Origin of the sequence: Gracilibacillus suaedae (assembly GCF_017599345.1) — a bacterium.
Lineage (GTDB): Bacteria > Bacillota > Bacilli > Bacillales > Amphibacillaceae > Gracilibacillus > Gracilibacillus suaedae.
The window spans coordinates 410,599-422,436 of record NZ_JAGFVL010000062.1; the positions used below are offsets into that span (position 1 = coordinate 410,599).

An 11,838-nucleotide genomic window follows, 5' to 3' on the forward strand; every position below is an offset into this window, starting at 1 on the left:
AAGTATGGAAAGGATGCAGTAAAAATGGTTAAAGCAATACATACAAAGAAAGCACCACAAGCAATTGGCCCTTATTCACAAGCGATTGATACGGGAGAATTAGTCTTTGTTTCGGGGCAAATCCCACTTAATCCGGAAACAATGGAAGTAGTAGAAGGGGATATCGCAGCTCAGACAAATCAAGTAATGAAAAATTTAGAGGCAATTTTAACAGAAGCAGGCTTAACGTTTACCAATGTTGTCAAGTTCACGATTTATATTACCAATATGGATGACTTTGCTACCATCAATGAAGCATATGCAAAATTTCTAGAAGAGCCCTATCCGGCAAGGGCAACAGTAGAGGTAAGTAAATTACCTAAAGGTGTTGGTGTCGAAATGGATGTTGTGGCAAAAAAATAAGTAAAAGAAACTTCCAGTTTTCCTATTAGGCTGGGAGTTTTTAATTTCCAAGGAAGATACCGTGATATCAAAGTATTGTGAAGTGATGATAAGCGCCACTGGATAATAACCCAAGATGCTAGGTCTGACATATGTTGTCGAGTAGATTTTAGCGAGGCCGCCCACTTCAACTCCTGTGGAAATTGTTTGACCTGAAGATCCACTTTTTCGAGTGGTTTTTGCTCAGTTATTCTTATAACACAGTGCTAAATCGTAATTCCCCACTAAGACTCAAGTAAGTCAAAGAAGTTTTTTGGCTAAGCGCTATAGAAGAAAAACACACTTTAAAGGTTTAACCGCTTTCGTTTAAGGAAAAAGTATAGAAAAAGACATAAATTTCTTTCCATAATTATAAAAACCTATCATAATATAAGAGTAAGTACTATGGAGAAAAGGAGTAAATCTATGAAAAGAATAACATGGATGCTTATTGTAGTGACCTTAATTGGACTAGCTATCGCACCTTTTGCTTTCGCAAGTGATGGCGATGATAATGTCATTGATGAGAAATATGGTAAACCGAAATTAGTTCTCGGTGAAGCTCTGTCAGATTCACAAAAAGATACAGTAAGAAACTTATTGAATGCAACAAATCCTGACCAAGTAGATGAATATATTGTTACGGCTGAGGATCTTGTCAACTTTATCGGAGGAGATCCGGGCTCTAATATGTACTCCTCTGCCAAAATTACTCGAAAAGATGAAGGTGGAGTAGTTGTTAATGTTGTCAATCCAGAAAATATAACAGAAGTCACGAATGAAATGTATGCTAATGCCTTATTAACAGCGGGCGTGGAAAATGCAGTAATTGAAGTTGCATCACCATTAAAGGTATCAGGACATTCAGCTTTGACTGGTATTTATAAAGCTTTTAATGTCGATGGTGAATCATTAGACCAAGATCGAATGGAAGTAGCCAATGAAGAATTAGATGTTGCTACAGATTTAGCCGAAGAAGCTGGCATTGACCAAGAAAAAGTAAGTGAGCTGTTAAGTGAAATAAAACGAGAAATATCAGAACAAAATCCAGCAACAAAAGAAGATGTCGAACGTATTGTCAGTGAGCAACTGGATCAATTAAACATTGAATTGAGTCCAGAAGATAGAGAGATGCTAACGAATCTTTTTGAGAAAATGCGCGACTTAAATATCGACTTCGGAAAAGTTACCGATCAATTGGAATCAATTGTTGGTGATTTGAAAGGTAAATTAGAGGAAGTTACCGGGGGCGACACGGAAGGTTTTTGGCAAGAAGTCAAAAATTTCTTCCAAAACCTTCTCGACTCGATCAGAGGCTTATTTAATTAAAATAAGTGAAGATCAAATAAAACGTAAACCGTCATTGTTTTTTTTATATGGCGGTTTATTTCGTATCGAAAGAAAAAGTAGGTAGTTGGAGTTGTGGTATTTAATGAACCAATATGTCAAAATTACCACGGCGAAGTTTGTGTGCACCATCTTAATAAATTCAAAAAGAGTGAGCCAACTCAGCTCACTCTAATAATACCAATGTTATAGTCCCTAAACCAACCGCTTACGAATAAAACCTGATATTTGATCAATAATGGTAACCGTTATAATAATTACTAGCAGGATCATCCCTACTTCTTCCCAATTTCGGTTCATATAGGCAAAGGTAATTAATGTACCAATACCACCCGCACCAACAATTCCTAGTACAGATGAAGCACGAACATCGATTTCAAATCGATAAATTGCGTAAGACATAAATTCAGGTAATACTTGTGGAAAAATCCCGTAAAATAAAATTTGAAGTTTATTTGCACCACTGGCTTCCAAAGCTTCAATCACATTCATATCAATCGATTCAATAACCTCGGAATATAATTTTCCAAGCATCCCGGTTGAGCCAATGGCAATCGCCAACACCCCGGCAAAAGGATTCGGTCCAACAGCTGCCACGAAAATAATCGCAAGGACAATTTCAGGAAAGGCACGCACCGCACCTAAAATCCACATCCCGATATTATTAAGAAATTTGTTGCGCACCATATTTGAAGCACATAAAAATGCAAGTGGTATGGCAATGATGGCTGCTGCTAATGACCCGGTATAGGCGATAAACAATGTTTCGAACATCTTCTCCATTATACTTCCAGTTTCTTCAACAGCTGGCTGGAAAAATTTTGGTATAATCCGATCGATATTAGCTAATGTTCGTTCACTGAAGATATTGTCCCATCGAATTTCAATACTTGTAAACGTCCATATATAAATTAGCGCAATAATGATGAAAATGAAAATTCGTTTAACTAATGTAAGCTTACTTTTTGGTTTTTCTGGAAGGGTCAATTGTTCTGCCATTATACGAGTCCCTCCCTTAACTTACCACTAATAATATCAATGACAACTACAACGGCAAATACAATAATAATAATGGTACTAACAGCCGGATAATTCATGAAATTGATCTGTGTGTTTAACAATTGACCGATACCACCGGCACCAACCAATCCTAATACGAGCGAGGCACGGATGTTAATTTCAAAGACGTATAAACTAAATGAAATAAATTGTGGCAGTACTTGCGGCACAATCGCAAAACTAATCGTCTGTAGCCCATTCCCACCTGATGCCCGAATTGCCTCGGTTGGGTTCATGTCAATCGTTTCAATTACTTCACTCATTAGTTTTACCAGAATTCCGACTGCAAAAATAATTAAGGCAATAATCCCAGAAAAAGCACCGATACCAAACAACCCGACAAAGACAACTGCTAAAATAATATCTGGAATGGTACGGATGATATTTAAGATCAAACGCATCCCTTGATAAATCCAGGAATTGGTTGTCACATTATTAGCAGTTAATAACGAGAACGGTATACTGATAATCACTGCAATAGTAGTTGCAATAATAGCTATATGTATCGTTTCAAAAAGCTTCGGCCATACTTGATTGACATAGCTCCAATCAGGGGGAAAGAAATCACCAACTAACCCGAAGACATTCGGTAACTTTACAAAAAAGTGAACAATAAATGATTCTGTTTTGATCGAGCTAAGTAAATAAAAGCCGAAGACAACAATTAAAGAGATTGTAATGATCAACTTGGTTTTAAAGGGATATAACCCTTTAGGAACGAAGGAAGATTCTTTACTCATCCTCCAACCCTCCTCGACGGTCTTCATCTCGGATCGAACGACCATAGATTTCTTCAAATGTTTGTTCCGTCACTTCACTTGCAGGTCCATCAAACACCACTTCACCAGCACGCATACCTATAATTCGGTCGGCATATTCCATTGCCATATCAATGAAGTGAAGATTCACAATCGTAGTAATTTTGTCTTCACGGTTAATCTGTTTTAAATACTTCATGACCTGATGAGAAGTTGGAGGATCAAGGCTTGCTACCGGTTCATCTGCTAAAATTAATTTCGGTTGTTGTGTTAGCACACGAGCGATACTAACACGTTGCTGCTGTCCGCCACTCAGTTCATCAGCACGGTTATATAATTTTTCTTCTATGTTTACACGTTTCAAATTTTCATAAGCTAATAACTTATCTTCTTTAGAAAAAAGGTTCATGATACTTTTTAATGTTCCTGTATAACCTAATCGGCCAGAAATAACATTTTTGATAACGGTGGATCGCTTAACTAGGTTATAGCTTTGAAAAATCATCCCGATTTTAGTACGGAGTTTTCGTAAGTCTTTACCATTTGCTTTTAGGATATCTTCATTATTTACGATTAAAGAACCACTAGTAGGTGTTACAAGTCGGTTAATACTACGGATAAAAGTTGATTTACCTGCCCCAGAAAGGCCGACGATAACAACAAATTCTCCTTCATTGATTTTTACATTTATATTTTTTAATCCTTCTGTCCCATTTGGATAGACAAGTGAGACATCATTGAACTCAATCATGGTCTTGCCCCTTTCCTTCATATCGAAACAGGAGAGAGCATGCTCTCTCCTGTTTACTTAATCTTATAGGTCATTAATGTCAATGTCGCTGAATTTACTATAAGTCTCACGGACGATATCATACTCGCTATCTTCAGCTTCAATGATTGCATCCCAGCTGTACACATCATTCATGATTTGAATCATATCTTCATCTTCGTTAAATGATAGGAAGGAATCCTTAATCGTTTGAACAAGCTCATCACTTAGTTCGCTCGTTACTGAAATGGTGTCATTTGGAATTTCATCTGTATATCCAAGAACTCTTGTTTTTTCCATGATATCCGGATATTCTTCTTCTAAATTGGTACGAACATCATCGAATGTTGTTGCTACATCTGCGCGACCTTCATAAACTTCAATTGCTGAGTTATCGTGTCCACCAGTGAGATAAGCTTCAGAGAAAAATTCTGTTTGTGGATCGTCTACATCAAACTCATCCATAATTTGTGCTGCCGGGAATAAGTAACCACTAGTAGATGTCGGGTCACCATATGCCCAAACTGCGCCTTCTAAATCAGCTAATTCTTCATACTCAGAATCTGCGCTGACAAGATATTGTGCTACATATGTCCCGCTTCCATAACGTTCAGATTTTAGGATAACTTCAACATCATGTTTATCATTTGCTAATACATAAGCAAAGGCAGGAATAAAACCAATTTGTACTTCGTTTGTCCCCATTGCTTCTACTAAAGCAGTATAGTTTGTCATAACTTTTCCTTCTACAGGAATGCCTAATTCTTCAGAAAGCCTGTCCGCTAAAGGTGCAACGGTATCGGCAATAGTGTCAGAATCTTGAGATGGTACAAATCCCATAATAAGCTCTTCAGGTGCATCACTTTCTTCACTAGCTTCTGCTTCATTTTCCGCAGTTTCTTCTGCATCAGCATCCTCGGTTGTATTTTCTTCTGTGCTCTCACTGTCTTCATCGCTGCTTCCATTTGTCTCATCACTAGACCCGCAAGCAGAGATGACAAACATTGTTAATAATGCAACTAACAATAAAAGCCATTTTTTCATCTCTAAAATCCCCCTTAAAATCTTAGTTTTACAAGAATATTGTCTATGGATTAACTAATAAAATCTATTATAGTGGTAAAAAAACTTACAGTATCTTTGGATTCCATAGTATATTCTTACTATGTCATTATCTATCGAAAGTTGTTAAAAATCTAGATGATTTACCGAAATATAACAATTTTATCGATAGCTTTACAAAATTTACACTTTCTTAATCAGAATCAATGGAGGAAACGCTTTATCTTCGTTATAATTAAGTAATAGAGAGATAATGGAGGAAAACGATGAAAATTATTTTCAAATATGCAGATACATATAGAAAAGCTATGATTCTAGCACTTATGCTAATGGTTGTAGAGTTAATGGTAGGACTTGTGCAGCCTATCATTCAGTACTAACATGTTGCTTTGCTGCCCGCCACTCAATTCATCAGCAAGGTTATATAATTTTTCTTATATGTTGACACGTTTCAAATTTTCATAGGCCAATAATTTATTTTTTTGAGAAAATGTTCATGATACTTTTTAATGTTCCTGTATAACCTAATTGGCCAGAAATGACATTTTTATAAACAGTCTATCGCTTAACTAGGTTATACCTTTGAAAATCATCCCGATTTTTTTGTAAGGATTCACCATTTGTTTTTAAGATAGCTTCTTCATCTGCGATTAAAGAGCCACTAGTACTTATTATCAGTCGGTTAATGCTGCGGATAAAAGTAGATTTTCTTGCACCGGAAAGGCCGACGATAACAACAAATTTCCTTTCATTTATGTTTAAATTTATATTTTTAAGTCCTTTTCTCCCATTTGGATAGACAAGTGAGACATCATTGAACTCAAGCATGGTCTAACCCCTTACCCTCATATTGAAACAGGAGAGAGCATGCTCTCTCTCCTGTTTACTCAATCTTATAGGTCATTGATGTCTATAAGTCTCACGGGCGATATCATATTCGCTGTCTTCAGCTGCAATGATCGCATCCCAACTGTACACATCATTCATGATTTGAATCATATCTTCATCTTCGTAAATGAAAGAAAAGAATCTTTAATCGTTTGTACAAGCTCATCACTTAATTCGCTTGGTACTGAAATAGTGTCATTTGGATTTTCGTCTGTATACCCAAGAACTATTGTGTCTTACATAATATCTGGGTAATCTTCTTCTAAATTCGTTCTAACATCATCGAAAGTTGTTGCTACATCTGTATTTCCTTGGTAAACTTCAATCGTTGAATTGTCGTGTCTACCTGTTTAATATGCTTCAATAAAACCAATTTGTACTTCATTTGTCTTCACTTCTACTAAATCAGTGTAGTTAGTCATAACTTTTTCTTCTATAGGAATACCTAGTTCTTCAGACAGTTGTCCGCTAAAGACGCAACAGTATCAGCAATGTTGTCAGAATCTTGTGATGGTACAAATCCCATAATAAGCTCTTCTAGAGCATCACTTTCTTCACCGCTGCTTCCATTTGAATCATCATTGGTACCGCGAGCTGTTTCATCAATAATCACCCTTCAATTTTTGTGATATAGATTTTACACTTTTACTATTCAAGAGTTAGGATTATTATTTTACAAAATTTACGAATACTTGCTTTAAAATATGAATTAATTTTATTGGTCATTTATTAATCTGTAGTAGAAGAATATATATCTAATAGATATTTTTCATTAATAATTTTATTACTTTCTATCTTTTCTTCAGAGATTATAGACCACTTTTCGTCATTACGTCTTATGGTAAAAATGATGTTATCTCCGTGGGATTTTTTTCTAACTATAAAACCATCATCTTCTTTTATGAATACAATTGGTATGATATCTCCTTCAGCACCACTCGATAAAATTTCTTCGAAACTATTAGAATCTACTTCTATTTCCTCAAAAAAATACGTATTATAATTCTGAATATCTTTTTTATACGTTTTTTCAATGTCTCTTGCTACTTCATCTTGCAAAATGGACATATATAAGTCATCGTTGAATTCGTTAGTTTCATTTATGTTTAAAGGCTTTTCGATACAACCAACTATGAAAAAAATTGGGAGAATAAAGAAGAATTTTAAAAAAAGTCGCATTGTTACACTCCAGTAAAGATGTATTTCAATATAATAGACTATAATAATAAAGCAAGTTAGATCACATAATTATAATTGAAGAGTAGCTTAGGAGCTACTCTTCAATTATAATTTTAGTGATATGCTCTGATATACTTAGATGTAGTATCTTGATCTGTCTTAGTATTGCCATTTGTTAAGTAAGCTCTACCGAAGCTATACATTGTCCATTTGGTAGAAGAATTTGAATATTCATAATCTCGTAGGTTAACAGACCAATTAGCCTGATACTTTACTCCTGATGAACTATCTTTTACTATACCAGCTCTAGATAATTCAAACTTATAATAAACCCTGTTTACTTCATCGGCTCTTCCACCATTAAAGCTACCACTTCCCCTTACACCTGTATCTCCTCCAGCATTAAAAGTATATATGGAAGAGTTAGCTCGAGGTGCTGCACTCACATCAAATGTAGATACGCCTAGAAAAATTGTCGATAGTGTTAACATTAATAGTATTTTTTTCATCATAAATTTCACCCCCTTCCGAAAGATCTTAAATCTAAATTATCATTAAATTATAATTTTGGAAATAGTATCCATAATAAATTTACCAATTATTAACACTTGTAATAAAATCCAAATAAAATTTACACTTTCTTAATCAGAATCAATGGAGGAAGCGCTTTATCTTCGTTATAATTAAGTAATAGAGAGATAATGGAGGAAAACGATGAAAATTATTTTCAAATATGCAGATACATATAAAAAAGCTATGATTCTAGCACTTATGCTAATGGTTGTAGAGTTAATGGTAGAACTTGTGCAGCCTATCATTATGGCAAAAATAATCGACGAAGGCATTGTTGCTGAAGATATGTCAATTATCTATTTTTATGGAGCAATTCTATTGGTAATAACCTTATTGGCATTTGCTGCCGGTATAGCAAGTTCTTTCTTTGCGGCAGAAGTTAGTCAAGGTGTAGGACATGACATGCGGAATGATATGTTTCATAAGATTCAAATGTTTTCTGCGATGAAAATTCAGCAATTCGCTACATCTACTTTATTAACGAGAATGACGAATGACGTGATACAAGTCCAAAATTTGTTATTCGCCTTTATGCGGATCATGTTGCGCGCACCTTTATTTATCGTCTTTGGAATTGTAATGTCCTTTACATTAAACATACCTTTGGCTTTGATTTTACTAGCTACGATTCCGGTCTTATTTGTGGTTATGTTTTGGTTAATGATAAAAGGAATGCGGTTGTTTCGACATGTACAGGAACGGGTTGACCACATTAATAATGTGATTCGTGAGAACCTGCTGGCGATCAAACTAGTAAAAGCTTTTCATCGTTTGACATTTGAAAATAACCGCTTCTCAAAAGTAAATACAAGTTTGAAGGATAAAAATCGCCAAGCACTATGGGTAATGGAAGTTGTTATGCCAATTGTCATGCTCATTATGAATATCGCAATGATGGGATTGTTATGGTTTGGCTTTATCCAGCTTGAAACCGGATCAGCCAGAGCTGGCGAAGTAGTGGGGGTAATTAATTATGCAACAAGAATGCTGGCATCCTTTGGTGTGTTTTCCTTTTTACTTATGAACCTATCAAGAGGCCGAGCTTCTGCAAAACGTATTGATGATATAATTAAACAGTCTGCAGATGATCAGGTTATCGAACAGCAAGAAAGAACTCGGATTAAAGGGGAAATTAGCTTTGATCATGTTTCCTTTACCTATCCCGATACAAGCCAGGAAGTGCTACGGAATATTCATTTTCATGTTAAGACAGGAGAGAAGATAGGTATTTTAGGTGAAACCGGATCAGGAAAGACAACATTATTACATCTAATTCCATATCTGTATCATCCCTCAGCAGGGACGATTTATGTAGATGGTATACCGATGGAACAATTAGGTAATCAAGTAAGACATGATATAACGTTAGTCCCCCAGGAAGGATTTTTATTTTCAGGGACGATTCTTGATAATATCACATGGGGAAATGAACATCTCACGCAAGAACAAGCGGAAAAAGTAGCGAAAGAAGCTCAACTCCATGACTTTATTATGACTTTGCCACATACTTATCAGACATTGATTGGCCAACGAGGTGTCAATCTGTCAGGGGGTCAAAAACAACGGTTATCGATTGCCAGGGCATTAGCAGATTCCCCCCGAATATTACTGCTTGATGATAGTACAAGTGCACTAGACGCCACTACAGAATCACGTGTTTTAGAAGCGATTAGAAAGAGGCGATGTACTACGTTTATTGTTTCGCAAAAAATCAGCTCTGTAAAAGATGCTGACCAAATAATTTTATTAGAAAAAGGAGATATTGCTGGGCTGGGAACACATCATCAATTACTACAAACGAATGCCTTGTACCAAACAATGTGGAATACTCAACAAAGGGGAGGGGTGAAATCGGATGGCTAACAATAAAAGAGAAGTTCAGCCCCTCTCAAGGCATCACCCAATGATAGGAAAAAAACCAAAAGTAAGAAACTTTCGTGCTACATTATCCCGGATATGGAGCTATATGAAACTTGATAAATTGCAGTTTTGGCTCGTTTTAGTTATGGTTTTTTTAGGCGCTGTATTGTCCTTGCTCGGTCCATATTTGATTGGAGTGACAGTAGATGTAATGACAGGTGCAGAATTTGTGCTTTCATTTGAAATGCTTCTTATTTTGATAGCACTTATATTTGTTTTCCAATCTGTAACTATGGCATTACAAAATTATTGGATGATTGATATTTCACAAAATACCGTTTTTGCAATGCGGAAAGACCTTTTTGAACATGTACTTCGCTTGCCAGTCATGCAATTTCAGGAATCCCAAAGTGGGGATCTGATGAGTCGACTGACAAATGATATTGAAAATGTCAGCAGAACATTGAACACAGCTGTTATCCAAGTGACGACAAGCGTATTAACACTTGTTGGCACATTAGTTGTAATGCTTTTGCTTAGTCCATTGTTAACATTGATGACTGTAACTATCGTTCCTCTCATGTATCTTGGGATGAAATGGATTACGAATAGAACGGGATATTATTTTAAGGAACAACAGCGTGAACTTGGTGAAATGACAGGTTTTTTAGAAGAAACCTTTTCAGGTCATTCGATGGTAAAATTATTTCACCAGGAGCACCGCGTAATCGAGCAATATCGAAAACATAATGAACAATTAAGAAAAGTAGGATACTGGGCTCAAGTCTATTCAGGATTCATTCCGAAGCTGATGAACGGCTTAAATAATTTTGGTTTTGCAATTATCGTCGGAGTAGGAGGCTGGATAGTGCTTGCTACAAATGCAGCTACGGTTACAATCGGTATTATGGTGACTTTCACGACATATGCACGCCAATTCACTCGTCCGTTAAATGATTTAGCCAATCAATTTAATACGATTTTGTCCGCTGTTGCAGGTGCTGAACGAGCATTTGAAGTAATGGATCAGGAGGAGGAAGAAACAAATCTAAAGAAGAAGAATATTGATAGGGTAAAAGGAGATGTGGTCTTTCGTGATGTTTCCTTTTATTACCATAAAAAAGAACATGTCCTGCACAATATTTCGTTTCATGCAAAACCAGGTCAAACGGTAGCATTAGTTGGCCCCACAGGATCAGGAAAAACAACGATTATTTCGTTATTGGCCAGATTTTTTGAAGAACAAGTGGGAGATATTTTATTAGATGGTTATTCGATGAAGAATCTAACCAATAAAAGTATTCGAAGTCAACTAGGAATGGTGTTACAGGATTCTTATTTATTTGATGCGACGATTAGAGAAAATATTAGGTACGGAAAGTTAAATGCTACGGATCAGGAAGTGGAAGAAGCTGCGAAAATGGCAAATGCTCATAGTTTTATTGAACAACTGCCAAAGCAATATGATACGGTGCTTAAAGGCAACGGACAAGGTATTAGCCAGGGTCAACGGCAATTAATTGTAATAGCAAGAGCAATACTGGCGAATCCGTCTGTTTTAATCTTAGATGAGGCAACAAGTAGTATTGATACGATAACAGAATTAAAAATAACGGATGCATTAGAAACATTAATGGAAGGGAAGACTAGTTTTGTAATTGCACATCGCTTGAATACGATCGAGAAGGCTGATATGATACTTGTTCTAAAGGAAGGAAAAATAATTGAAAAAGGTACCCATTCATCATTAATGAAAGAAAATGGTTTTTATGCTAATCTAGTCACAACACAAACTGTTCATGATTGATACAAGTTTAGTTGGAATATAATAAAGTGAGACTTCCATCAGTGGGTGGTTTTTACCGACTGATGGATAGCGAAACTTATCAGGGTGTTAGCGTCCGTGACCTATGCTTTTGGCTT

10 protein-coding genes and 1 pseudogene are annotated in these 11,838 nt (G+C 36.0%); 4 read left to right on the top strand and 7 right to left on the bottom strand.

Features of this window, described 5'->3' with window-relative positions; all coding sequences use genetic code 11:
• The first annotated feature begins 24 nt into the window (after positions 1 to 24).
• The gene (locus tag J5J03_RS20460; RefSeq protein ID WP_208592218.1) at positions 25 to 402 is read left to right on the top strand and encodes a RidA family protein; all 378 of its coding nucleotides are present in this window, start codon (positions 25 to 27) and stop codon (positions 400 to 402) included.
• A 444-nt stretch (positions 403 to 846) separates the two neighbouring features.
• The gene (locus J5J03_RS20465; RefSeq protein WP_208592219.1) at positions 847 to 1,749 is read left to right on the top strand and encodes a DUF1002 domain-containing protein; all 903 of its coding nucleotides are present in this window, start codon (positions 847 to 849) and stop codon (positions 1,747 to 1,749) included.
• A 213-nt stretch (positions 1,750 to 1,962) separates the two neighbouring features.
• Here the strand turns inward: J5J03_RS20465 and phnE (J5J03_RS20470) are convergent, their stop codons facing one another.
• From phnE (J5J03_RS20470) to J5J03_RS20500, 7 genes and pseudogenes are all read right to left on the bottom strand, one after another.
• Positions 1,963 to 2,766 (bottom strand): phosphonate ABC transporter, permease protein PhnE, encoded by an 804-nt coding sequence (phnE, locus tag J5J03_RS20470; protein ID WP_208592220.1) that lies wholly within the window; start codon positions 2,764 to 2,766, stop codon positions 1,963 to 1,965.
• The gene (gene phnE / locus J5J03_RS20475) at positions 2,766 to 3,566 is read right to left on the bottom strand and encodes a phosphonate ABC transporter, permease protein PhnE (RefSeq protein ID WP_208592221.1); all 801 of its coding nucleotides are present in this window, start codon (positions 3,564 to 3,566) and stop codon (positions 2,766 to 2,768) included. Before phnE (J5J03_RS20475) ends, phnE (J5J03_RS20470) begins: the two co-directional genes overlap by 1 nt.
• Positions 3,559 to 4,335: a phosphonate ABC transporter ATP-binding protein gene (phnC, locus tag J5J03_RS20480; protein ID WP_208592222.1), complete on the bottom strand. Its 777-nt coding sequence runs from the start codon at positions 4,333 to 4,335 to the stop codon at positions 3,559 to 3,561. The genes phnE (J5J03_RS20475) and phnC overlap by 8 nt, the downstream gene beginning before the upstream one ends.
• A 63-nt stretch (positions 4,336 to 4,398) precedes the next feature.
• Entirely contained in the window at positions 4,399 to 5,397 is a 999-nt protein-coding gene (locus J5J03_RS20485) for a phosphate/phosphite/phosphonate ABC transporter substrate-binding protein (RefSeq protein WP_208592223.1), read from the bottom strand.
• Positions 5,398 to 5,789: 392 nt separating this feature from the next.
• Positions 5,790 to 6,243, bottom strand: a pseudogene (locus tag J5J03_RS20490) (ATP-binding cassette domain-containing protein); the annotation flags it as partial.
• A 789-nt stretch (positions 6,244 to 7,032) separates the two neighbouring features.
• On the bottom strand, positions 7,033 to 7,482 hold the full coding sequence (locus J5J03_RS20495) for a hypothetical protein (protein WP_208592224.1): 450 nt from the start codon (positions 7,480 to 7,482) through the stop codon (positions 7,033 to 7,035).
• A gap of 113 nt (positions 7,483 to 7,595) precedes the next feature.
• Positions 7,596 to 7,994 carry a hypothetical protein gene (locus tag J5J03_RS20500; protein ID WP_208592225.1) on the bottom strand — a complete coding sequence of 133 codons (399 nt, stop codon included), beginning with the start codon at positions 7,992 to 7,994 and terminating at the stop codon, positions 7,596 to 7,598.
• Positions 7,995 to 8,196: 202 nt separating this feature from the next.
• On the opposite strand from J5J03_RS20500, the gene J5J03_RS20505 reads away from it, so the two are divergent.
• Together J5J03_RS20505 and J5J03_RS20510 are read left to right on the top strand one after the other, a co-directional pair.
• Positions 8,197 to 9,918, top strand: a complete 1,722-nt coding sequence (locus tag J5J03_RS20505) for an ABC transporter ATP-binding protein (RefSeq protein ID WP_208592226.1) — start codon at positions 8,197 to 8,199, stop codon at positions 9,916 to 9,918.
• Positions 9,911 to 11,722 (top strand): ABC transporter ATP-binding protein, encoded by a 1,812-nt coding sequence (locus tag J5J03_RS20510; RefSeq protein WP_208592227.1) that lies wholly within the window; start codon positions 9,911 to 9,913, stop codon positions 11,720 to 11,722. The genes J5J03_RS20505 and J5J03_RS20510 overlap by 8 nt, the downstream gene beginning before the upstream one ends.
• Positions 11,723 to 11,838: the final 116 nt, after the last annotated feature.

What these genes read in the sequence shown, in the direction of transcription:
- J5J03_RS20460 (WP_208592218.1), top strand. Translation starts at nt 25, where the DNA reads ATGGTTAAAGCAATACATACAAAGAAAGCACCACAAGCAATTGGCCCT.
- J5J03_RS20465 (WP_208592219.1), top strand. Translation starts at nt 847, where the DNA reads ATGAAAAGAATAACATGGATGCTTATTGTAGTGACCTTAATTGGACTA.
- phnE (WP_208592220.1), bottom strand. Translation starts at nt 2,766, where the DNA reads ATGGCAGAACAATTGACCCTTCCAGAAAAACCAAAAAGTAAGCTTACA.
- phnE (WP_208592221.1), bottom strand. Translation starts at nt 3,566, where the DNA reads ATGAGTAAAGAATCTTCCTTCGTTCCTAAAGGGTTATATCCCTTTAAA.
- phnC (WP_208592222.1), bottom strand. Translation starts at nt 4,335, where the DNA reads ATGATTGAGTTCAATGATGTCTCACTTGTCTATCCAAATGGGACAGAA.
- J5J03_RS20485 (WP_208592223.1), bottom strand. Translation starts at nt 5,397, where the DNA reads ATGAAAAAATGGCTTTTATTGTTAGTTGCATTATTAACAATGTTTGTC.
- J5J03_RS20495 (WP_208592224.1), bottom strand. Translation starts at nt 7,482, where the DNA reads ATGCGACTTTTTTTAAAATTCTTCTTTATTCTCCCAATTTTTTTCATA.
- J5J03_RS20500 (WP_208592225.1), bottom strand. Translation starts at nt 7,994, where the DNA reads ATGATGAAAAAAATACTATTAATGTTAACACTATCGACAATTTTTCTA.
- J5J03_RS20505 (WP_208592226.1), top strand. Translation starts at nt 8,197, where the DNA reads ATGAAAATTATTTTCAAATATGCAGATACATATAAAAAAGCTATGATT.
- J5J03_RS20510 (WP_208592227.1), top strand. Translation starts at nt 9,911, where the DNA reads ATGGCTAACAATAAAAGAGAAGTTCAGCCCCTCTCAAGGCATCACCCA.